Source organism: Aeromonas sp. FDAARGOS 1414 (assembly GCF_019047065.1).
Taxonomy (GTDB): Bacteria; Pseudomonadota; Gammaproteobacteria; order Enterobacterales; family Aeromonadaceae; genus Aeromonas; species Aeromonas veronii_A.
Genome location: NZ_CP077210.1, coordinates 877,836 through 897,753 on the forward strand (window position 1 = coordinate 877,836; position 19,918 = coordinate 897,753).

Annotated in this window: 22 protein-coding genes; 16 read left to right on the forward strand and 6 right to left on the reverse strand. The window is 60.0% G+C overall.

The genetic code is table 11. The annotated features are described in order from the left end of the window. Positions 1-26: 26 nt before the first annotated feature. Positions 27-827, forward strand: coding sequence for an alpha/beta fold hydrolase (locus I6L44_RS03895; RefSeq protein ID WP_216953346.1), 801 nt, complete (start codon positions 27-29; stop codon positions 825-827). A 92-nt stretch (positions 828-919) separates the two neighbouring features. Here the strand turns inward: I6L44_RS03895 and I6L44_RS03900 are convergent, their stop codons facing one another. The 3 genes from I6L44_RS03900 to I6L44_RS03910 are packed head-to-tail and all read right to left on the reverse strand — an operon-like array spanning position 920 to position 3,091. Further along, a complete protein-coding gene (locus tag I6L44_RS03900; protein ID WP_139411890.1) occupies positions 920-1,726 on the reverse strand; it encodes a MipA/OmpV family protein in 807 nt (268 codons plus the stop codon). 35 nt (positions 1,727-1,761) lie between these two features. Further along, positions 1,762-2,832: an AI-2E family transporter gene (locus I6L44_RS03905; RefSeq protein ID WP_216953347.1), complete on the reverse strand. Its 1,071-nt coding sequence runs from the start codon at positions 2,830-2,832 to the stop codon at positions 1,762-1,764. Between the two features lie 25 nt (positions 2,833-2,857). Then, positions 2,858-3,091, reverse strand: a complete 234-nt coding sequence (locus I6L44_RS03910) for a sulfurtransferase TusA family protein (RefSeq protein WP_193859642.1) — start codon at positions 3,089-3,091, stop codon at positions 2,858-2,860. Positions 3,092-3,212: 121 nt separating this feature from the next. Between I6L44_RS03910 and I6L44_RS03915 the strand changes: the two genes are divergently transcribed. Further along, on the forward strand, positions 3,213-4,667 hold the full coding sequence (locus I6L44_RS03915) for a M48 family metalloprotease (protein WP_367948260.1): 1,455 nt from the start codon (positions 3,213-3,215) through the stop codon (positions 4,665-4,667). A gap of 90 nt (positions 4,668-4,757) precedes the next feature. Here I6L44_RS03915 and I6L44_RS03920 read toward each other — a convergent pair whose 3' ends face one another. Beyond that, on the reverse strand, positions 4,758-5,240 hold the full coding sequence (locus I6L44_RS03920; RefSeq protein WP_216953348.1) for a TlpA disulfide reductase family protein: 483 nt from the start codon (positions 5,238-5,240) through the stop codon (positions 4,758-4,760). A 60-nt stretch (positions 5,241-5,300) separates the two neighbouring features. Between I6L44_RS03920 and arsC the strand changes: the two genes are divergently transcribed. Beyond that, positions 5,301-5,651, forward strand: a complete 351-nt coding sequence (gene arsC / locus I6L44_RS03925) for an arsenate reductase (glutaredoxin) (RefSeq protein WP_042657676.1) — start codon at positions 5,301-5,303, stop codon at positions 5,649-5,651. After that, positions 5,648-6,031, forward strand: coding sequence for a DUF2069 domain-containing protein (locus I6L44_RS03930; RefSeq protein ID WP_100654018.1), 384 nt, complete (start codon positions 5,648-5,650; stop codon positions 6,029-6,031). Before arsC ends, I6L44_RS03930 begins: the two co-directional genes overlap by 4 nt. Before the next feature lie 56 nt (positions 6,032-6,087). Here I6L44_RS03930 and I6L44_RS03935 read toward each other — a convergent pair whose 3' ends face one another. Continuing rightward, the gene (locus I6L44_RS03935) at positions 6,088-6,696 is read right to left on the reverse strand and encodes an ACP phosphodiesterase (protein WP_216953349.1); all 609 of its coding nucleotides are present in this window, start codon (positions 6,694-6,696) and stop codon (positions 6,088-6,090) included. A 389-nt stretch (positions 6,697-7,085) separates the two neighbouring features. Here I6L44_RS03935 and I6L44_RS03940 point away from each other — a divergent pair, with 389 nt between their 5' ends. Together I6L44_RS03940 and iadA are read left to right on the forward strand one after the other, a co-directional pair. Further along, positions 7,086-7,865 carry an ABC transporter substrate-binding protein gene (locus I6L44_RS03940; RefSeq protein ID WP_216954345.1) on the forward strand — a complete coding sequence of 260 codons (780 nt, stop codon included), beginning with the start codon at positions 7,086-7,088 and terminating at the stop codon, positions 7,863-7,865. A 66-nt stretch (positions 7,866-7,931) separates the two neighbouring features. Further along, entirely contained in the window at positions 7,932-9,062 is a 1,131-nt protein-coding gene (gene iadA / locus I6L44_RS03945) for a beta-aspartyl-peptidase (protein ID WP_216953350.1), read from the forward strand. Between the two features lie 97 nt (positions 9,063-9,159). Here the strand turns inward: iadA and I6L44_RS03950 are convergent, their stop codons facing one another. Beyond that, positions 9,160-10,062: a lysine exporter LysO family protein gene (locus I6L44_RS03950; RefSeq protein ID WP_216954347.1), complete on the reverse strand. Its 903-nt coding sequence runs from the start codon at positions 10,060-10,062 to the stop codon at positions 9,160-9,162. Positions 10,063-10,595: 533 nt separating this feature from the next. On the opposite strand from I6L44_RS03950, the gene I6L44_RS03955 reads away from it, so the two are divergent. The 10 genes from I6L44_RS03955 (at position 10,596) to maiA (ending at position 19,659) form a co-directional block, all read left to right on the forward strand. After that, positions 10,596-11,366 carry an ABC transporter ATP-binding protein gene (locus I6L44_RS03955; protein ID WP_005337310.1) on the forward strand — a complete coding sequence of 257 codons (771 nt, stop codon included), beginning with the start codon at positions 10,596-10,598 and terminating at the stop codon, positions 11,364-11,366. Between the two features lie 49 nt (positions 11,367-11,415). Beyond that, a complete protein-coding gene (locus I6L44_RS03960) occupies positions 11,416-12,189 on the forward strand; it encodes an ABC transporter substrate-binding protein (RefSeq protein ID WP_005337307.1) in 774 nt (257 codons plus the stop codon). Positions 12,190-12,374: 185 nt separating this feature from the next. Beyond that, entirely contained in the window at positions 12,375-13,115 is a 741-nt protein-coding gene (locus I6L44_RS03965) for an ABC transporter permease (RefSeq protein WP_005352911.1), read from the forward strand. 3 nt (positions 13,116-13,118) lie between these two features. Beyond that, positions 13,119-13,811 (forward strand): ABC transporter permease, encoded by a 693-nt coding sequence (locus I6L44_RS03970; RefSeq protein ID WP_005337302.1) that lies wholly within the window; start codon positions 13,119-13,121, stop codon positions 13,809-13,811. Positions 13,812-13,987: 176 nt separating this feature from the next. Beyond that, complete coding sequence (locus I6L44_RS03975) at positions 13,988-14,650, forward strand: TIGR01621 family pseudouridine synthase (RefSeq protein WP_216953351.1); 663 nt, start codon at positions 13,988-13,990, stop codon at positions 14,648-14,650. A gap of 26 nt (positions 14,651-14,676) precedes the next feature. Further along, positions 14,677-15,372: an HAD family hydrolase gene (locus I6L44_RS03980; protein ID WP_216953352.1), complete on the forward strand. Its 696-nt coding sequence runs from the start codon at positions 14,677-14,679 to the stop codon at positions 15,370-15,372. A gap of 225 nt (positions 15,373-15,597) precedes the next feature. After that, positions 15,598-16,734 carry a 4-hydroxyphenylpyruvate dioxygenase gene (hppD, locus tag I6L44_RS03985; protein WP_216953353.1) on the forward strand — a complete coding sequence of 379 codons (1,137 nt, stop codon included), beginning with the start codon at positions 15,598-15,600 and terminating at the stop codon, positions 16,732-16,734. Continuing rightward, the gene (locus I6L44_RS03990) at positions 16,727-17,878 is read left to right on the forward strand and encodes a homogentisate 1,2-dioxygenase (protein WP_216953354.1); all 1,152 of its coding nucleotides are present in this window, start codon (positions 16,727-16,729) and stop codon (positions 17,876-17,878) included. The genes hppD and I6L44_RS03990 overlap by 8 nt, the downstream gene beginning before the upstream one ends. A gap of 10 nt (positions 17,879-17,888) precedes the next feature. Beyond that, on the forward strand, positions 17,889-18,884 hold the full coding sequence (locus tag I6L44_RS03995) for a fumarylacetoacetate hydrolase family protein (protein ID WP_216953355.1): 996 nt from the start codon (positions 17,889-17,891) through the stop codon (positions 18,882-18,884). Between the two features lie 139 nt (positions 18,885-19,023). Beyond that, positions 19,024-19,659 carry a maleylacetoacetate isomerase gene (gene maiA / locus I6L44_RS04000; RefSeq protein WP_005361400.1) on the forward strand — a complete coding sequence of 212 codons (636 nt, stop codon included), beginning with the start codon at positions 19,024-19,026 and terminating at the stop codon, positions 19,657-19,659. Positions 19,660-19,918: the final 259 nt, after the last annotated feature.

The following is a 19,918-nucleotide window of genomic DNA, read 5'->3' on the forward strand; positions in this document are numbered from 1 at the left end:
GCCCATCGCTGGCAACAGGAGATAACATGAAGCATTTTATGGAGATAGCGGGCCGCCGGATGGCCTATCTGGATGAAGGGCAAGGGCCGGTACTGCTGTTTGGCCACAGCTATCTGTGGGACAGCGCCATGTGGGCGCCGCAAATCGAGGCGCTCAAGGGCAGCTATCGCTGCATCGTTCCCGAGCTGTGGGGCCACGGTGATTCCGACCTGCTCCCCGAAGGTGGCTGCACCCTGGCGACTCTGGCGCGGGATCACCTGGCGCTGCTCGATGCCCTCGGGGTTGACGAGTTCGTACTGGTGGGCCTCTCCATCGGTGGCATGTGGGGTGTGGAGCTGGCGCGCATGGTGCCAAACCGCCTCAAGGGTCTGGTGCTGATGGACAGTTTTGTCGGCCTTGAACCGCAGATCACCTGCGAGCGCTACCTAGGCATGCTGGCGATGATCGAGCAGCTCGGCACCGTCCCTGCACCCATCATCGAACAGGTGGCGCCTATCTTCTTTGCCAGCCAGCCTGATGAGGCGCTGATGAGTGGTTTCAAGGCGCGTCTGGCCGCTTGGCCAAACGAGAAGATTGCCGCCATGGTGGCGGTGGGCCGCAGCTTTGTGACCCGCGAAGATCGTATCGAGTGGCTGGAGGAGATCACCACTCCCGCACTGGTGATGACCGGCTGCGAAGACAAGGCGCGTCCGGTGCTGGAGGGCTATCTGATGGCCGAGGTGCTGGGTTGCCCGTTCAGGGAGATCCCGATGGCTGGCCACATCTCGTCGCTGGAAAATCCGGCCTTCGTCAATCAGCAGCTGATCGATTTTCTGGCGGAGCTGTAAGCCTGAATTGGCAGCCTGATGATGGTCGTGAAAAAGGGAGCCGAGGGCTCCCTTTTGTTTGGTCGTGTCTCACGGTTCAAGACCCATAACTGTTACCAGATATAGCCCAGCGCAAAACCCGCATAGAGCTCGCCGTCGTGCTGGACGATGGGGCTGTTTTTGATGTCCCGATCATACCATTCGTAGTTCATGGCAAACATGCCAATCCAGTTGGGGCTGAAGCGGTAGCTGGTGATGAGGGCCGCCATCGGGGATAGGGTGGTGCCGGTATCCCAGGCGGGCCGCTGGGCAGTCGCCTCGCTCTCGGAGATGCCGCCGAAGTAGTAGTTGGCCATCTTGTCGCTGCGCAGCATCAGCCCCATCCCCGGCATGATCAGCAGGTTGTCGCGCAGGATGGGGAAGTCGGCCCACAGCAGCAGCTCCTGCCCCTTGCTGCGGCCGGTGACATCGCTGTTGGCCCGCACGGTCAGCAGGGCATAGGGGGTGATGATGTTGCCACCGATCCCGCCTTCCAGTTGCCATTTTCGCTGCTCCATGCCAGTAAAGGCCGGAGAATCCTCGGGATCCAGATTGCCAAAACGGACCCGGCCATAGCCGTAGAGGGCCACGTTCTCATCCTTGTGGAAGTAGTAGCGGGCCCGATCTCCCAGAAACATAAAGTCGTCGCCGAAGTAGATAAAGCCCGGGATGGCGTAGAGGGCGTTGTCCTGCGCTTCATAACGGGCCTGTCCCCCGATGAGCGCCGCACCGGCGACAAAGCCCTGTGGCACCGGGCTGGTAGGGCTGTCGCTGGTGAGCAGATCCATGGAACCAAGGTCGATATCGGCGCGGGCGGGCAGGGCGGCAGCGAGGAGCAGGGCCGTCAGCCCTGCTGCTCTGATTTGACGAAAAAAGGTCATGGACACTCCGTTGTCACGATTGCAGGGGAAGCAGGTTATTTTGCGGCACTGGGCATCTCTTCACGTTTTGGCCAGGCATTGAGCACCGCCTTGACCAGGGTGGCGAGGGGAATGGCGAAGAAGACACCCCAGAATCCCCACAAGCCGCCAAACACCAGCACGGCGATGATGATGGCCACCGGATGGAGGTTGACCGCTTCCGAGAAAAGCACCGGCACCAGCAGGTTGCCATCGAGAGCCTGAATGACCAGATAGGCCACCATCAGCCAGGCGAACTCGGGGGTGAGCCCCCACTGGAACAGGGCCACCATGGCTACCGGTACGGTCACCACGGCGGCGCCGATATAAGGGATCAGCACCGAGAAGCCGACCGCTACCGCCAGCAGCACCGAGTAGCGCAATCCCATCAGGGCGAAGGGGACATAGGTGGCGATGCCGACGATGAGGATCTCGATCACCTTGCCGCGGATGTAGTTGATGATCTGGTTGTTCATCTCGACCCACACCCGGTTGACCAGGGTGCGGTTGCGCGGCAGGAAGCGGCGCAGGCTGCCCATCAGTACCCGCTTGTCTTTGAGCATAAAGAAGACCATTAGCGGTACCAGAATGAGGTAGATCATGATGGCGACCACGTTGACCAGCGAACTGAGGGAGGCGCTCACCAGATGCTCGCCGCCACTGAGGATGCGCTGGCGAATATTGTCGATGACGGTCTCCACCAGACTGACGTCGATGAGCTCGGGGTATTTGTCAGGCAGGGTGCGCACATAATCCTGAGCGTGGGTCAGCATGGCCGGCGCCTCTTTGGCCAGATTGATCCCCTGACTCACCAGCGTCGGGATAAGACCCAGCAAGGAGGCGACTGCTACCGCAATAAAGAGGATCAGAATGACGCTGGTGGCCAGGGTGCGCGACAGCCCCGCTTTTTGCAGCCGGGCGACCGGCCACTCCAGCAGATAGGCCAGCACCAGCGCCACCAGCAGGGGAGCCAGCAGGTCGCCAAACAGCCATAGCACCGCAAAGCCAAACACCAGCAACAGGAACAGGGTAACGGCATCGGGATCGGAAAAACGGGTCTGATACCAGTGCTTCAATACTTCTAACATGACGGCATCCTTACATCACTGGGGCTCAAGATGGCTGTTTCGCCCCGACAACCAACTGCAAAGAGAGGGTATTGTCCGGTTCTTGCTGCATCTCGACATGGTGGCCCTGACGGTGCAGATAGGCCGGAATATCCTGCCGGGAGCCCGCATCGGCCAGCCGGATGGTGACGGTTTGACCGCTTTTGGCCTCCCTTAACCAGAGCTTGAGCCGGATCAGCGGCTCGGGGCAACGCCAGGGGGTCAGGTCGAGAACTTCCATGGGGGCTCCATCAGGCAGGTGGCCGCTATTATGGCCGTGATAAGAGCGTGAAACAACGCTTGTAGCCCTTGATGGGCAAGGGTATTCTGCCGAGGCCCTTTCTGATGGAGATAGAGATAACGTGGCACGCTTTTCCCCCCTGATGGCATCGCTTCCCCTGCTGGCTTCCCTGATGGGCGCCACGTTTCATGCCGAGGCCAACAATCAGCTTCCCGACATCGGCACGGCCGGGGTGGCGGCCCTGCCCATCGAGCAGGAAGTGCGTTACGGCAACGCTTTTATGCGCTTTGCTCGTGCGGGTTTGCCGATCATCGATGATCCGGTGCTGAGCCAGTACATTGACGATCTGGGTCAGCGACTGCTGACCAACGCCGATGGGGTGCGTTTCCCGTTTACCTTCTTCCTCATCAATGATCCCAGCATCAACGCGGCCGCTTTCCTCGGCGGGCGAGTCAAGGTGCACACCGGTCTCTTCCTCTACGCCGACAGCGAGAGCGAGCTGGCCTCGGTACTGGCCCACGAAATCACCCATGTGACTCAGCGCCATATCGCCCGTTACATGGAGGCGCAGGCGAGCAGCTCTGCAGTGACCCTGGCCGGTCTGGTGGGCTCCATCGCGCTGGCGGTGATCAACCCGACTGCCGGTATCGCCGCGCTGCAGACTACGCTGGGCCTCTCCATGCAGTCGGCCATCAACTACACCCGCGACAACGAATATGAAGCGGATCGCATCGGCATGAAGACCCTCTATGATGCCGGTTTCGACCCCATGGGGATGGCCAACTTCTTCCAGAAACTGGCTGCCGAATACCGTTACGCCAGCAAGCCGCCTGAAATGCTGCTCACTCACCCGCTGCCGGAGACCCGGATCAGCGAGGCCCGCGCTCGGGCGGGCAGCTATGGCCGCCGCGACTTGCCGCCCAGCCTCGACTTCTGGCTGGCCAAGGTGCGGATTCAGGTGCGTTTTGGTACAGATACCCCGCAGGGGCTGCTGAGCTACTTCGATACCCGGATCCAGAAGGGGGATTACCCGCTCAAGGATGCCGCCATCTATGGCAAGGCGCTGGCGCTGATCCAGCTCAAGCGCACCGACGAGGCTGATACCCTGATGCAGGAGCTGGCGGCCCGTCATCCGGAAGATCTCTTTATCGTCGATGCCCAGACTGACATCGATCTGGCCAAGGGGCGCAGTGCCCAGGCCATTGCGCGCCTCGAGAAGTTCCGCAGCCGGATGCCGGACAACGAAGTGGTGGTGGTCAATCTCGGCAACGCCTACCTCGAGAGCGGCAACTACAAGAAATCCATCGCTATCCTTGACCCCTATGCCCGTGCCCATGAGGAGAACAATCTGGCCTGGAACCTGCTGGCTGATGCCTATCGCAAGGCAGGCAGAATGACCGAGCTGCATATGGCGCGGGCCGAGATGCTCTCGCTGCGCGGGGATTATCAGGCAGCCATCGACGAACTGATCGTGGCGCGCGGTACCACCAGCGACCGGATGACTCTGGCTCGTCTGGAGGCGCGCATCACCGAGCTGGAGCGGGCCAAGAAGGATCTCGACAGCCTCAAGGGCTAACGAAACCTATCAAACAAGGGCGCACTATGGTGCGCCCTTGTTGTTTATGGCGGTGGCGTTGATGTGGGGGACGGTGATAGCAGCGATGGGCTAGTGACTCATGCTGCTGGCGGTCGCCTTGAGCATCTCGATCTGCTGCTGGTCGAGCTCGCCGACCAGCGTCTGCTTGAGCTTGCCCTCGCTATCGAGCAGATAGCTGGTGGGCAGGCCGCTTGGGCGCGGGAAGGGAAGCCTGGCATCTTCATTGGTAATAAGGAGCGGCACCTTGATGTGGTACTGGGCAGCCAGCCTGTCCAGCTCTGCCGGGGTGGTCGGGTCGTAGTTGATGGCCACCACTGTGATCTGGCCCTCCGCTGCCAGCCTGTTGAGGCGCGGCATCTCCCGCAGGCAGGGGGCGCACCAGGGGGCGAAGTAGTTGACCAGCAGCGGCTTGCCGGCAAAGTGGCGCAGGCTGACCGACTGCCCTGTGGCATCGGTAAATTCGGGGGCGGGTGTGCAGGCGCCCAGCAGGCCAGCCACAATCAGCCAACAAATTCGTTTCAATTCCTTTCCACTGCTGCTTACCCTGACCATCACTTTCCCCTACAATAGCGCCGTTTCTAATCCCATCTTGCGATTAATCAGGGAGTTACCATGAGCGAGACCCAAATCTACCACAATCCGCGCTGCTCCAAGAGTCGCGAAACCCTGGCCCTGCTGGAACAGCACGGGATCGCCCCTGATGTGGTGCTCTATCTGGAGCAGGCCCCGAGCGAAGATGAGATCCGCAACCTGCTCTCTCTGCTCGGTTTTAGCGATCCCCGCCAGCTGATGCGCACCAAGGAGGATCTCTACAAGGAGCTGGGATTGGCCGATGTCAGCGGTGATGCCCTTATTCGCGCCATGCACCAGCATCCCAAGCTGATCGAGCGCCCAATTGTCATCAAGAATGGTCAGGCCCGCATTGGTCGCCCGCCGGAGCAGGTGCTGGAGATCCTCAAGTGAGCACCCGCTTCGCACGTTGGCTGACTCTGGTCGGCTTCTTCGGCCTGCTGTGCTGGGTCATCCTCTGGCATCTGTGGCTGTCGCCCCATCCGGACCTCAACCCCTGGCTGCTGCCGGTGATCTGGACGGTGCCGCTGCTCTTCCCTCTCAAGGGTATAGTGCAGGGCAACCCCTACACCCACGCCTGGGGCAACTTCGTGTTGATGCCCTATTTCCTCCACGCCCTCACCCTGATCACCACGGATGAGGGGGAGCGGTGGCTGGCGGTGGTGGAGCTGGTCTTCACCACTATCGCCTTTGTCGGCACCATCTATTACGCCCGACTGCGTGGTCGCGAACTTGGCTTAAGCATTCGCAAAAAGAAAGACGAAGCCAACTGATGACAAACGCCCCGCAAGGGGCGTTTTTTATGGGGACGCAGGGCTATCCAGAGGGATTACTGTGCCCCGTGGGCTGCCCGATATTGGGCCAGCTGTTGCTGGCTAAAGTCCATCAACTGGGGATAGAAACGCAGAAATCCCGCCTCGCATGTTTGCCACTGCGACTCATCGAGGGTCAACAGCGCCTCTCCCAGTTGTACCGGACGGCGCAGTCGGCGGCCGATGCCATTCAGCGCTTGCCCCAGCCCCTCCTTGTGGCGGTAGGAGGCGATCCAGTTTTGCTCGGCCATCCGCTTGAGGGGGAGTGGCAGTCCATCCGGCAGGCGTGGGTGATCCGCCAATAGCTGTTCATAACTGCGTTGCAGGAAGCGGGGAAGGGGCTCGGTACTGAACAGCTCCCAGTGCTGGCTCAGCCAGTGGTCGTAGATCATATCCACCACTATGCCGCCAAAGCGGCGCCAGGGGGCCTCGAAACAGGCGACGGCCGCCTTGTGCTCAGGGTGGCCGTCGGTGAAAGCGTCAATTTTGCGGTGTAGCCAGATCCCCTCATCGAAGTGGGCGGCAAGCCCCGTGGGCAGCGTGCCTTTGACGAAATCGCCGAGCAGATTACCGGTGAGGGAGCTTCGGGTGTGGGCAGCCAGATGGAGATGGGCCAGAAAATTCATCGGTCGCTGTGGGTCTGTTATGGGATGGCAAGGTGCTTCGAGCCTAACGGATCCCGCCTGCCTTGACCATGATCGGGATTTTGCTACTGCCCTGCGGCTGCCTCTTGCCGGGCAAAATTCGGGCGTGCTAAGGTGATGCCATCTTTGTCACAGGACGCGACAAACCACCATGATGCGCAAAGCCAGAGGCTTTTTTCTGGCCTTCTACTTCAAGCCTTTCTATCTCTCCGAGTGGTTCGACGAATAGATCGAACCCCTGGAGCAGTTCACTGACGCCCGCTCGGGCGTGATCTCGCTCATCCAGATTTTGCTGCTTTTGGTCATCGCATGTATTCGCCTGCGGTGCCTTGTCCGCGCCTGTGCGCTTTTTATGTAATGGAGTACACATGATGAAGATCAGACTGACCCTCTCAGCCCTGTTTGTTGCCAGCCTGCTGGCCACCCCCGCTATGGCCAAGGAGTGGAAAACCGTGCGCTTCGGGGTGGAGGGGGCCTACCCGCCCTTCTCCTGGACCGATGCGTCGGGCGAGATCAAGGGGTTTGATATCGATCTCGCCAACGCCCTGTGTCAGCAGATGGCGGTCAAGTGCGAGTTGGTGGCGCAGGATTGGGACGGCATGATCCCGGCCCTGCTGTCGCGCAAATACGACGCCATCATAGCCGCCATGTCGATCACCGACGAGCGGCGCCAGAAGGTCGACTTCACCGAGAAATATGCCCATATTCCCAATCGCTTTGTGGCGGCCAAGGGGACCGAGCTGACGCTGACCCCGGAAGGCATGGCGGGCAAGCGCATCGGGGTGCAGCGTGCCACCACCCACGACAAGTACCTGACCGACAATTTTGGCTCGAATGTCACCATAGTCCGCTACGGCAATGCCGATGAGGCCTATCTCGATCTGAAAGCGGGTCGGGTGCTGGCCCTGCTGGCCGATGCCTCTGCCATCGAGCAGGGGCTGCTTGGCAAAGAGGGGGGCGACAAGTTCGACTATGTGGGGCCCACCCTGACCGATCGCCAGTGGTTTGGTAATGGCATGGGGATCGCCGTGCGCAAGAGCGATAAGGAGCTCAAGGGCAAGCTGGACGAGGCGATCAAGGCCCTGCGTGCCAATGGCACCTATCAGCAGATCAACCAGAAGTACTTCAAGTACGATATATATGGTGGTTGACGGGGGGAGGGAGCTTGCTCCCTCTCTTTTCATTGGGCAAGCGACAATCGTGCAAGGAGGATCGCCATGCTGACCCTGATCGAGGGAGCCGAGATCTTCAGCCCCACCCACCTTGGCCAGCAGGATCTGCTGGTGGCCGATGGCCGTATCGCCTGGATGGGCAAGGGGTTGACGGTGCCCGCCGACTGGCCGCTGCATCGGGTCGATGGTCGTGGCCGCTATCTGGTGCCCGGGCTGGTGGATCCGCTGGCCCATATCACGGGGGGCGGTGGTGAGGGGGGCTTTGCTTTTCGCACCCCTGAACTCGCGGCGAGCGAGGCGCTTATGGCCGGTGTCACTACCCTGGTGGCGGCGCTCGGCACCGATAGCCTGACCCGCTCCCCCGCGCAGGTGCTCGGCAAGGTGCGCGAGTTTCGCGCCGCCGGGGTGAGCGCCTTTATGTATACCGGCTCCTACCATCTGCCTGTCAAGACCCTGACCGGTACGGTGGAGTCGGACATCATCCTGATCCCCGAGGTATTGGGGGTGGGGGAGGTGGCCATCAGCGACCACAGATCCAGTGCGCCGACCCACGATGAGCTGGCCAGGCTTGCCAGCGAGGCGCGAGTGGCCGGGCTGCTTGCGGGCAAGAGCGGGGTCAGCTTCTTTCATGTCGGGGATGGCAAGGGGGCATTGGCCCCCCTGCGGGCCCTGCGCGATGAGACCGACATTCCGCTGCGCCAGCTCTATCCCACCCACTGCAACCGCAACCCCTGGCTCTTTGCCGAGGCCATCGAGTGGGGCAAGGCGGGAGGTTGGGTCGACCTCACCACCTCGAGCTTTGCCGATCTGCTGGAGGATGGCGAGCGGCTTGCCGCCGATGCGCTCGTCGAGCTGCTGGCCGCCAATGTGCCTGCCGATCGCATCACCTTCAGTTCGGATGCCAACGCCAGCCTGCCGCGCTTTGATGGCGAAGGGCGGCTAATCGAAATGCGCTGTGGCCAGATTGCCAGCCTGTGGCAGCAGTGCGTGCGCGCGACCCGGCTCGGTGTCTCGCTGGAGAGGGCGTTGGCCGTGGTGACAAGCAATCCGGCGCAGGCGCTGGGGCTCTGCAGCAAGGGCCGTATCGGGGTCGGGCAGGATGCGGATCTGCTGCTGGTGCACGACCGGACGTTTGCTATCGAAAGGGTGATGAGTGGCGGCCTGTGGCGCGAATAAGGCTGCGAGCAATATCGCAGCCAGTGCGTGGTTGCTTCAAACAGCAAAAGCCCGACAACAAGGTCGGGCTTTTTTATCTGCAATGTGGAAATCAGGCTTAGATCGCCAGAAACCCGAGGATCAGGATGGGGCCGAGCAGGCTCAGGATAAAGCCGGAGACAATGGCCACCGGCACCACCTGAATGCCCCCTGATTTCTGGATGACCGGCAGGGTGAAGTCAAGCGCCGTGGCGCCGCCATAGCCAATGGCGGCAGAGGGGTGATGGCGCATCAGCACCGGGATGATCAGAATGGCGATAAGCTCGCGCCCAAGATCGTTGATAAAGGCAGCAGAACCGAGCACCGGCCCCAGTTTGTCGGCCACCAGAATGCCGGAGAGCGAATACCAGCCGAAGCTCGAGCTCATCGCCAGACCATGGGCAAAGGGCATGCCCAGCAATTGGGCCGCCAGCAGGCTGCCAAGCCAGCTGCTGAGGATGACGGTGGCGGCGATCTTCATCCCCCAGGGGTTGAGCAGGATCTGGCGCAGCCGCATGCCGGAGTTGCGCATCTGCACCCCGATGAGAAACAGCAGCAGCATCAGGGCCCACTCACTCCACTTGTCGATGGGCAGTGCGCGCAGATCCACCAGTAGACCCAGCAGCACACCGCCGAGCACCACAAAGCAGAGCTGCAGGGATTCCCACAGCAGGTGCAGCTTGCTCGGCATTTTGCTATCGCTCGCCTCGTGGGTCGGCGGCGTGCGCTTGTCGAGCCACCAGAGGGCCAACAGGTTGCAGAGCGTGATCGCGGTCAGCATCACCCCGGCGACCTTGAAGATCACCGCCAGATTGCTGCCCAGGTTCTCCACATAGGCAAGCCCGAGCCCCATCAGAAACAGAATGAGGTAGACCATCTTGCCCAGACTCTGGTTGACCAGCTTGATCAGCCGGGCAGAGGAGAGGGGGATCAGATAGCCGATTGCCAGTGGCAACAGGATCAGCAACACATTGAGCAGCATCGAGGCCTCGATCACAAAAACTGATAAAAACACCACCTTATCATTACTTATTGGCTCTGTGTCACATATCTCTCGCCTTCATGGTCAAAAACAGCCCTTTTGGGGGCTAATTGTTACTTTTTTGCCACAACCTCTCTGTTTGATAAGGTTCTGTGCGAGCCCGAGTGCACCAATGAAATCAAGTTGATCCGATCTTGGGGTCTGATATTTCGCTCTGCAAGGGTCTGCATAAAGCCATTTTGGTGCCGGTTTGGCACACATCACGCTTTTCTCTTGCCACTGATATGATTGGGGTATAAAAAGGCGGTATCGGAACAGCCATTGAAACGGCTGTTTATGCAAACAAAGTGCTGAAAAATACGCAAAGAGCGAATAAAAATAGAGCGAATCCTCTGAAGACCCTCGTTCTGTATTGTTTTTTCACTATCCGGGTGATATTTTCGCTGAAGGTTGCCATCGGTTAACTTTTTGTTAAATGGACGATGGTTGAGTCACGCCCCTGCGGCGTCTAGGGACAGACAAGGTTGTAATGGATGAGCGACGTTGCCGCACTGGAAGTACGTGATCTGCACAAATATTTTGGCACCCACGAAGTGCTCAAGGGCATCGACATGACCGCCCACAAGGGGGATGTGATCTCCCTTATCGGCTCCTCCGGCTCGGGGAAGTCGACCTTTCTTCGCTGTATCAATCTGCTTGAAACCCCCTCATCCGGCACCGTCTCGCTCCATGGCGAGTTGATCCGGATGAAAACCAGCCGCGCCGGCGAGCGGTTGCCCGAGGATATGCGTCAGGTGGAGCGGATCCGCAGCCGGCTGGCCATGGTGTTTCAAAGTTTCAATCTCTGGTCACACATGACCATCATGCAGAACATCATCGAAGTGCCGATCCAGGTGCTCAAGGTGCCTCGCGCCGAAGCACTGGCCAAGGCGGAGCAACTGCTCAACCGGGTTGGACTCTGGGAGCGGCGCGACTACTATCCCGGTCACCTCTCCGGTGGTCAGCAGCAGCGGGCCGCCATTGCCCGTGCGCTGGCGGTAGAGCCCGAGGTGATGCTGTTTGACGAACCCACCTCGGCGCTGGATCCCGAGCTGGTGGGAGAAGTACTTGGCCTGATGCGCGAGCTGGCCGAAGAGGGACGCACCATGCTGGTGGTGACCCACGAGATGTCGTTTGCCCGGGATGTATCGAACAAGGTGATGTTTCTGCATCAGGGGCGGGTGGAAGAGGAGGGCAACCCCAAGGAGATTTTCGCCCATCCCAAATCCGAGCGGTTCAAGCAATTCATCTCCTCCATCTACTGATGGCGGGATGCCTGGTTACCCAATCAACTGTTTTATCAAGGAGAGATACATGAACAAGCTGATGCTGGCGACAGCCGTAGTTACTGCCCTCGCGTCCGGTAGCCTGATGGCCAAGGAGTGGAAAGAGGTCCGGATCGGGGTTGAGGGTGCCTATCCCCCTTTCTCCTGGACCGAGCCCAGTGGCGAGGTGAAAGGCTTTGATATCGACATCGCCAACGCCCTGTGCGAAGAGATGAAAGTGAAGTGCACCCTGGTCAAGCAGGACTGGGACGGCATCATTCCTGCGCTGCTGTCACGCAAGTTTGACGCCATCATCGCCACCATGGACATCACCGAAGAGCGCAAGAAGAAGGTGGACTTCACCCAGAAGTACCAGCACATTCCGGCCCGCTTTGCCGCCAAGAAGGGCACTGATGTGCAGCTCGACAAAGCCTTTATGGAAGGCAAGTCCGTCGCGGTGCAGCGTGCGACCTCCATGGATACCTTCATTACCGACAACTTCCCCAACGCCACCATCAAGCGTTACGGTACGGCCGATGAAGCCTATCTCGATCTGAAATCCGGTCGTGTGGACTATGTGCTGGCCGACTCTGCCGCCATCACCGACGGTCTGCTGAAGAAAGAGGGGGGTGATGCCTTTGAATTCGTCGGCCCGAAACTGACCGATCCCAAGTGGTTTGGCGAGGGTGCCGGTATTGCGGTGCGCAAGGCTGACAAGGATCTGAAAGAGAAATTCAACGCTGCCATTCTGGCGCTGCGCGCCAACGGCAAGTACAAGGAAATCAACGACAAGTACTTTGAGTTCGACGTATACGGCGAGTAAGTCCAAAGACGTCTACGGCAAGTAACGACAGGTTGATCCCGTCAGTAGTCATCGGGCCCGTCACCTCCCTGAGGGAGTTTACGGGCCCGCATTGATTGCAATGGAGCTGCACATATTTCACTCGGACTGCTATGGAGCCTTCTGGTTAGCAGGTACGTGAAGATTCAGTGGCGATGGAGCTGCATATGTTTGATTTGAAAGGATACGAAGCCTCGCTGCTGGAGGGCGCCTGGGTCACCCTGGAAGTGGCGCTGGCCTCCCTGCTGCTGGCGTTGTTGCTGGGGATGCTGGGGGCGCTGGCCAAACTCTCTCCCTACAAGTGGGCCCGGGCCATCGCCACCGGCTACACCACCATCATTCGCGGTATCCCCGATCTGGTGCTGATGATGCTGCTCTTCTTTGGCGGCCAGGTGCTGATCAACGGCATCTGCACCTGGGTCAACGAGACTTACAACAGCTGGTTACTGGAGAGCAATCCCAATCAGGAGTGGGTCTCCCTGCTTCCGGACTATATCGACATCAGCCCCTTTGTGGCCGGTGTCGCGACCATCGGCTTTATCTTCGGCGCCTACATGACCGAGACCTTTCGCGGCGCCATTCTGGCAGTGGACAAAGGCGAACTGGAGGCCGCACGGGCTTTTGGCATGCGGGCAACCCAGGTGTTTGTGCGGATCCTCTTCCCCCAGATGATGCGCCACGCGCTGCCCGGGTTTGGCAACAACTGGCTGGTGCTGCTGAAAACCACCGCGCTGGTCTCCATCATCGGCCTCGATGACATGGTGCGCAAAGCCTCGCTGGCGGCGGGCTCGACCCAGCAACCCTTCACCTTCTACATGGCGGTGGCGCTGATCTTCCTGATCTTCACCGCAGTCTCCACCTCGGCGCTCAAGTGGGCCGAGCGTCACTATGCCATCAAGACGAGGTAAGCCATGGATTTCTCAATCATTCTCAAAGAGTGGCCCACCTACTGGGAGGGGCTCTATACCACCGTCTGGCTGGTGGCCCTCTCTCTGATCCTTGGGTTGATGCTGGCGGTGCCCATGGGCATCCTGCGCAACAGTCGCAACTGGCTGATCAAGGGGCCAATCTGGGCCTATATCTACTTCTTTCGCGGCACCCCGCTGCTGGTGCAGCTCTTTATCATCTACTACGGCGCCGCCCAGTGGGAGTGGCTGAAGAACAGTGCCGCCTGGTCGCTTTTCTCCGAAGCCTGGTTCTGTGCGCTGCTGGCTTTCACCCTCAATACCGCCGCCTATACCGCCGAGATCGTGCGCGGGGCGGTGCACAATATGCCGCGCGGCCAGATTGAGGCTGCCAACGCCTTTGGCATGACCCGCTGGCAGACACTGACCCGGATCATTTTGCCCAACTCGTTTCGTCGGGCACTGCCGGCTTACAGCAACGAGGTGATCTTCATGCTGCAGGGTTCAGCGGTGGCTGGCATCATCACCATCGTCGATCTGACCGGCGCGGCGCGGATCATCAACTCCCGCTACTACAGTCCGTTCGAGGCGTTTTTGACCGCTGGGCTGCTCTATATGCTGCTCACCTTTGTCATCGTCTGGCTGTTCAAGAAGTGGGAAGCGCGCTGGCACGCCCACCTGCGTCCGCGCAATGTGTAAGGGTTGAGCTGCCAAGATGAGCGAAAATGGCTCCGCCTGTTGCAGGCGGGGCCATTTTTTATCTTCAGCCTCTGCCCGCCCAGTTTGCCAAATAGTGCCCGAGCAGGGAGAATGCAGCACTCCCGAGCGCCGCCAGTCGTTGGCTGTGAGCCTTATTCCCCAGTTCCCGAGGTTTTATGTACCGGATATTGTTTGAGCATCCCGCTTTCCTGGTTATCGACAAGCAGCCCGGCATAGGCATGCACGACGAGAAGGGCGACGGGGAGTCGGTCAATCCGGGACTGGTCAATCGCGTGAAAGCCGATACCGGGCTCACCCTCTATCCGGTGCACCGGCTCGACAAGATGACCTCCGGGCTGGTGCTGCTGGCCCGCACCACAGAGGCGAACCGTGAGCTGAGCATGGCTTTTGCGGCCCGTGAGGTGAGCAAGCAGTATCTGGCGCTCTCCGATCGTAAACCGAAGAAGAAGCAGGGTTGGGTGAAAGGGGATATGCAAAAGGGGCGTGGCGGCAGCTGGCTGCTGGCGCGCACGCTGGATAATCCTGCCATCAGCTGGTTCGATTCGGTGTCGGTGCGCGAAGGGCTGCGGCTCTATCGCGTCAAGCCCCAGACCGGCAAAACCCACCAGATCCGGGTTGCCCTCAAAAGTATCGGTGCCCCCATTCTCGGGGATGAGCGCTATGGCGGCACGTCAGCCGATCGCGGCTATCTGCACGCCTGGCGGCTCAGCTTTACCCTTTCGGGCGAGCCGTTCGATTTTGTCTGCCCGCCCACACAGGGGGCTGAGTTTGTCACTCCTGAGCTGACAGCCGCGATCGCCACCCTTGTTGTGCCCTGATGTTTATGCGCCGAGAGCCTGACGCCATGATCCATTTAGCAAAAGAGCGTGATGCATCCAATGTCTCTGACGGGAGCACTCCGCGCTGGATCCTGGCCGACTTTGACGACACTCTGGCCCCCGGCGACAGCCACGCCGGTCTGCTGCGCTATATCCTGCGCCGCCGGATCTGGCCGCTGCTGCTGTTGCCGGTGATTGCGCTGGGTGGCTTGGTCTATTTGTTGCCAAGTCAGCTGCTACCCAGCCAGCGGCGGCGCGGTATCTCCCTTATCTGGTGGGCCATCACGTTGGGGCTTTCCCCTTTGGGCTGGCGCAAGCTGGTACGCGCCTACTGCCGCACCAGGCCGGGACTGTTTTGTCAGGCTCGCGATCTGCTGCAAAGCGAGGGCGCGCGCTGCTGGGTGATCTCCGCCAGTCCCTGCGCGCTGGTGCGAGCCCAGCTCTATCAGCAACTGCCCGGCCAGTTGCCCCACCGGATCATTGGCTCGCAGATGCACTACCGTTTTGGCGGCCTGATGCCGCGTTTCTATTGCCACGGCCAGCACAAGCTGCTGCCGGAGATCTGCGCCCTCGATGCCGAATTGGCCTTGAGTGACAGCCTGCACGATTTGCCGCTGCTGGGGTTGGGGGAAGAGGCGTGGTTGATCAATCCGACGCCCACGCGACTGCAAAAGGCCCGGGCCCGCTTGCCCCATCTGATGGCCAAAAACTGGCAACTGTAATGCAAAGCTGACAGCCATGCGGGTCGTTACCGTTTGATCCGCAAGGCTGCGGCTTGAATGTCACAATCCATTTACATTTTTTTGCTGCCAGCTGCGAAAAACTATCTGCAACACGCCTCTTCTCTTCCTGCTACGCCCTGCTTCTAATGAAACAAGTTGTTAACACTTGCCGCGCCGCTGGGTGCCGCAATCCGTTTTAACCGAATCAAGAGCAAGGAGCGCCCGATGAATGCCACCTCTTCCGCCACCCATACCATCAATCCGTTAGGCACTGACGGTTTCGAGTTTGTCGAGTACACAGCCCCCGATGCCAAGGGGATTGCTGCCCTCAAGAGCCTGTTTGTTTCGCTCGGGTTTGCCGAGGTCGCCAAGCACAAACACAAGCAGTGCTGGCTCTACCGGCAGGGGGATATCAACTTTGTGGTCAATGCTGAGCCTCACTCCCAGGCGGAGCAGTTTGCCAGCCTGCACGGGCCGAGCGTTTGCGGCATGGCGTTTCGGGTGAGCGATGCGGGCAAAGCCCAGCAGTACGCCATCGCCAAGGGGGCAAAGCCTTTTGTCGGCAAGATTGGGCCGATGGAGCTCAATATTCCCGCCATCTACGGTATCGGCGAGAGCACCCTCTCCTTTGTCGACCGCTATGGCGACAAGGGCTCCATCTACGACGTGGATTTTGTTTTCTACCCCGACTGGCAGGCCCGGATGGCAGAGGTGGATGCTGGTCTCATCGAAATCGATCACCTGACCCATAACGTGCATCGCGGCAATATGGATGTCTGGTCCAATTTCTACGAGCGGATCGGCAACTTCCGCGAAATTCGCTACTTCGATATCGAGGGCAAGCTGACCGGGCTGCATTCACGCGCCATGACCGCTCCCTGCGGCAAGATCCGCATCCCCATCAACGAGTCGGCGGATGACAAGTCCCAGATCGAGGAGTACCTGCGTCAGTACAAGGGGGAGGGGATCCAGCACATCGCCATGGCCTCCAGCGATATCTACCACACCATCCGCACCCTGCGCAGCCGCGGTACCGGCTTTATGCCGACGCCCGATACCTACTACGAGAAGGTGAACAGTCGGGTCGAGGGGCATCAGGAGGATCTGGCGGCCCTCAAAGAGCTGCGCATCCTCATCGACGGCTCCCCTACCAAAGATGGCATCCTGTTGCAGATCTTCACCGATACCGTGATAGGCCCGGTCTTCTTCGAGATCATCCAGCGCAAGGGTAACGAAGGGTTTGGCGAGGGCAATTTCAAGGCACTGTTTGAATCGATCGAGCTGGACCAGATCCGCCGCGGCGTGCTGGATGGCGCCGAGGATGAGAAGGGGGCCCGCAAAGAGGGAGCGAGCAATGCGTAACTGGATTAACTTTCCCCACCGGGAGGGAACCCACTCCCGACAGGCCCATGCCGACCTGCCGGAGCAGGCCATCTATGAGCGCGAGCTGGGGCGTAGCGGCTTTTTCGGCCCCGCCACCCACATGCACCACAAACATGCCCCCACCGACTGGAGCAGTTGGGAGGGGCCGTTGCGGCCACGGCTGTTTGACCTCAATGCCCTCCAGGAGGAGGTAAGCTCGCTCTCTCCCTGGGTGGCTCCCGACATTCTTAGCAACCCCCACTGCCGCTATCGCATCTGGCGGCTCTCCGAGGCGATGCCGTTTCTGGTGCGCAACGCCGATGGCGACGAGCTGCTCTTTATCCACGAAGGGAGCGGCGAGCTCTTCTGCGACTACGGCCACCTGACTCTTCGCGATGGCGACTACGTGGTGATCCCCCGTGGCACCATGTGGCGCATCGAGCCGACGGCGCCCCTGTTCATCCTGATGATCGAGGCTACCAACGACAGCTACCAGCTGCCGGACAAGGGGCTGGTGGGCAATCACGCCATCTTCGACCCGGCGGCGCTCGATGTGCCCGCCATCAATGAACGCTTTTTAGCCCAGCAGGATGAGAATCCCTGGTCGCTGCAGGTGAAGCGCCACGATCAGGTGTCGGTCATCACCTGGCCGTTCAACCCGCTGGATGCACAAGGGTGGCACGGCGACTTGTGCGTGGTGCGCCTCAACTGGCGGGATATCCGCCCGCTGATGAGCCACCGCTACCATCTGCCGCCATCGGCTCATTCGACCTTTGTGGCGAGCCGCTTCGTGATTTGCACCTTTGTGCCGCGCCCCATCGAGAGTGACCCCGGCGCCCTCAAGGTGCCCTTCTATCACAGCAATGACGATTACGACGAGGTGCTCTTCTACCATGCAGGGGACTTCTTCAGCCGGGACAATATCGAGCGGGGCATGGTCACCTTCCATCCCGCCGGTTTCACCCACGGCCCCCATCCCAAGGCGTTTGCGGCAGGGCAGGCCTATGCCAAGAAGTTCACCGACGAGGTGGCGGTGATGCTCGATACCCGCGATGCGCTGAACGTCGGCAGTCTGTGCGAAGGGATCGAGAACACCCGGTATGTCTCCAGCTGGCAGCGACCGGACGCTGCTGCCGGCAAATAAGGAATCGCTTATGAAATTGGCAACATTGAACAATGGCAAGCGCGATGGCGCTTTGGTGGTTGTGAGCAGGGATCTGGCCCGGGCGGTGCGGGTGAGAGAGATTGCCCCGACTTTGCAGGCCGCCCTCGATGAGTGGGCCGAGGTTGCCCCCAGGCTGGAGGCTGTCTATCAGCAGCTTAACGAGGGCCGCGTGGCCGAGGCGTTCCCCTTTGACGAATCGTCTTGCCTCTCTCCCTTGCCGCGTGCCTACCAGTGGGCCGATGGCAGCGCCTACGTAAACCATGTGGAGCTGGTGCGCAAGGCACGCGGTGCCGAGATGCCCGAGAGCTTCTGGCACGATCCGTTGATGTATCAGGGGGGCTCCGACAGCTTTTTGGCTCCCCGTGGGCCGATTGTGATGGGATCGGAGGAGTGGGGGATCGATTTCGAGTCGGAGGTAGCCATCATCACCGACGATGTGCCGATGGGGGTGAGTGCGCAGGGGGCCGCCAGCCACGTCAAATTGCTGATGCTGGTCAACGATGTGAGCCTGCGCAACCTGATCCCGGGAGAGCTGGCCAAGGGCTTTGGCTTTTTCCAGTCCAAACCGTCGAGCGCCTTCTCGCCGGTGGCCATCACCCCGGACGAGCTCGGCGATGATTGGTGCGATGGTAAAGTGCATCGGCCGCTTCTGACCCACCTCAACGGTGCCCTGTTTGGTGCACCGGATGCCGGGGTGGATATGACCTTCAGCTTCTTCGAGCTGATTGCCCACGCCGCCAAGACCCGTCCCCTTGGCGCTGGCTGCATCATTGGCTCGGGCACCGTCTCCAACTACGATCGCAGCGCCGGCTCATCCTGCATCGCCGAGCGCCGCATGCTGGAAATTCTTGATTGTGATCAAGCTATAACCCCCTATTTGCAGTTTGGTGATAGAGTGTCGATCGCGATGGAAGATCGCTCTGGCCAAAACCTGTTTGGCACTATCTCTCAACAGGTGGTGCCATCGAGCGGTCAGGGAGGTTGATGACCAGCGCCGGTTGGCGGCAAGGATATTCGGGATATGTCCGGATCACGACGAGCCCTCAACCGGTGCCGGATACACAAGGAGGCAGGTGGCGAGCACCTGCCGGGCTTCGGGCCCAGATAAGATGCAGGGACAGATTATGTTGCAGTTGTTTGGCTATTGGCGTTCGTCGGCAAGTTTTCGGGTGCGGATCGTGTTGCAGCTCAAGGGGCTCGCCTACGAGCAGCATCCCATCAATTTGCGGCAAGGCGAGCAGAGCGAGAAGGCCTATCGCCGGATCAACCCGCAAGGGCTGGTGCCGTTTCTGGTGGATGGCGATGTGCAGATCGGTCAGTCGGTCGCCATCATGGAGTACCTTGACGAGACCTATCCCGCCTATTCTCTGATGCCCTCTTCCCCCGACGCGCGGGCCCGAGTGCGCCAGATCGTCAACATGATCGCCTGCGATATTCACCCGCTCAACAATCTGCGGGTGCTCAACTATCTGGAAGAGCACTTCAGGGCCAACAACGAGCAGGAGGCCCGCTGGTATCGCCACTGGATTGACGAGACCTTCACCGCCCTCGAACAGCTGTTGATGACCACCGCCGGTGTCTACTGCGTCGGCAACGAAGTGACCTTGGCTGACTGCATGCTGGTGCCTCAGGTCTACAATGCCCGCCGCTACGACATGACCCTAGACGATTACCCCACCATCCGCCGCATCGTCGCCAACTGCGAACAGTTGCAAGCCTTTATCAAAGCCGCCCCCGCCAACCAGCCGGATGCGCAGTGACCTACTGACTTGAATCGCGGGATGGCGTCAGCACGCCATCCCGCGCGTTATATCTCCTCATCTCTTTATTTCCCTTCTGTATGCGCCTTGCGTGCCTTGTGTTGACGGCTGAATGTCGCCAAGGATCCTGCACTTGTCACACTTATCAACATTTTGCATCGATTGAGTCTTTATTGTTGGTGTTTTGGGCTGTCAGTCACACTCAAGTCAGTTGATTGGGCCTAGTATCGCCACGCCAGCGGGACAGCGGAAAGCAGAA

Excerpts from the sequence above, each read along its gene's own strand:
- I6L44_RS03900 (WP_139411890.1), bottom strand. The coding sequence starts at position 1,726 with ATGACCTTTTTTCGTCAAATCAGAGCAGCAGGGCTGACGGCCCTGCTC.
- I6L44_RS03895 (WP_216953346.1), top strand. The coding sequence starts at position 27 with ATGAAGCATTTTATGGAGATAGCGGGCCGCCGGATGGCCTATCTGGAT.
- I6L44_RS03990 (WP_216953354.1), top strand. The coding sequence starts at position 16,727 with ATGCGTAACTGGATTAACTTTCCCCACCGGGAGGGAACCCACTCCCGA.
- maiA (WP_005361400.1), top strand. The coding sequence starts at position 19,024 with ATGTTGCAGTTGTTTGGCTATTGGCGTTCGTCGGCAAGTTTTCGGGTG.
- I6L44_RS03905 (WP_216953347.1), bottom strand. The coding sequence starts at position 2,832 with ATGTTAGAAGTATTGAAGCACTGGTATCAGACCCGTTTTTCCGATCCC.
- iadA (WP_216953350.1), top strand. The coding sequence starts at position 7,932 with ATGCTGACCCTGATCGAGGGAGCCGAGATCTTCAGCCCCACCCACCTT.
- I6L44_RS03910 (WP_193859642.1), bottom strand. The coding sequence starts at position 3,091 with ATGGAAGTTCTCGACCTGACCCCCTGGCGTTGCCCCGAGCCGCTGATC.
- I6L44_RS03965 (WP_005352911.1), top strand. The coding sequence starts at position 12,375 with ATGTTTGATTTGAAAGGATACGAAGCCTCGCTGCTGGAGGGCGCCTGG.
- I6L44_RS03980 (WP_216953352.1), top strand. The coding sequence starts at position 14,677 with ATGATCCATTTAGCAAAAGAGCGTGATGCATCCAATGTCTCTGACGGG.
- I6L44_RS03970 (WP_005337302.1), top strand. The coding sequence starts at position 13,119 with ATGGATTTCTCAATCATTCTCAAAGAGTGGCCCACCTACTGGGAGGGG.
- hppD (WP_216953353.1), top strand. The coding sequence starts at position 15,598 with ATGAATGCCACCTCTTCCGCCACCCATACCATCAATCCGTTAGGCACT.
- I6L44_RS03920 (WP_216953348.1), bottom strand. The coding sequence starts at position 5,240 with ATGGTCAGGGTAAGCAGCAGTGGAAAGGAATTGAAACGAATTTGTTGG.
- I6L44_RS03950 (WP_216954347.1), bottom strand. The coding sequence starts at position 10,062 with ATGCTGCTCAATGTGTTGCTGATCCTGTTGCCACTGGCAATCGGCTAT.
- I6L44_RS03960 (WP_005337307.1), top strand. The coding sequence starts at position 11,416 with ATGAACAAGCTGATGCTGGCGACAGCCGTAGTTACTGCCCTCGCGTCC.
- I6L44_RS03975 (WP_216953351.1), top strand. The coding sequence starts at position 13,988 with ATGTACCGGATATTGTTTGAGCATCCCGCTTTCCTGGTTATCGACAAG.
- arsC (WP_042657676.1), top strand. The coding sequence starts at position 5,301 with ATGAGCGAGACCCAAATCTACCACAATCCGCGCTGCTCCAAGAGTCGC.
- I6L44_RS03955 (WP_005337310.1), top strand. The coding sequence starts at position 10,596 with ATGAGCGACGTTGCCGCACTGGAAGTACGTGATCTGCACAAATATTTT.
- I6L44_RS03935 (WP_216953349.1), bottom strand. The coding sequence starts at position 6,696 with ATGAATTTTCTGGCCCATCTCCATCTGGCTGCCCACACCCGAAGCTCC.
- I6L44_RS03940 (WP_216954345.1), top strand. The coding sequence starts at position 7,086 with ATGAAGATCAGACTGACCCTCTCAGCCCTGTTTGTTGCCAGCCTGCTG.
- I6L44_RS03995 (WP_216953355.1), top strand. The coding sequence starts at position 17,889 with ATGAAATTGGCAACATTGAACAATGGCAAGCGCGATGGCGCTTTGGTG.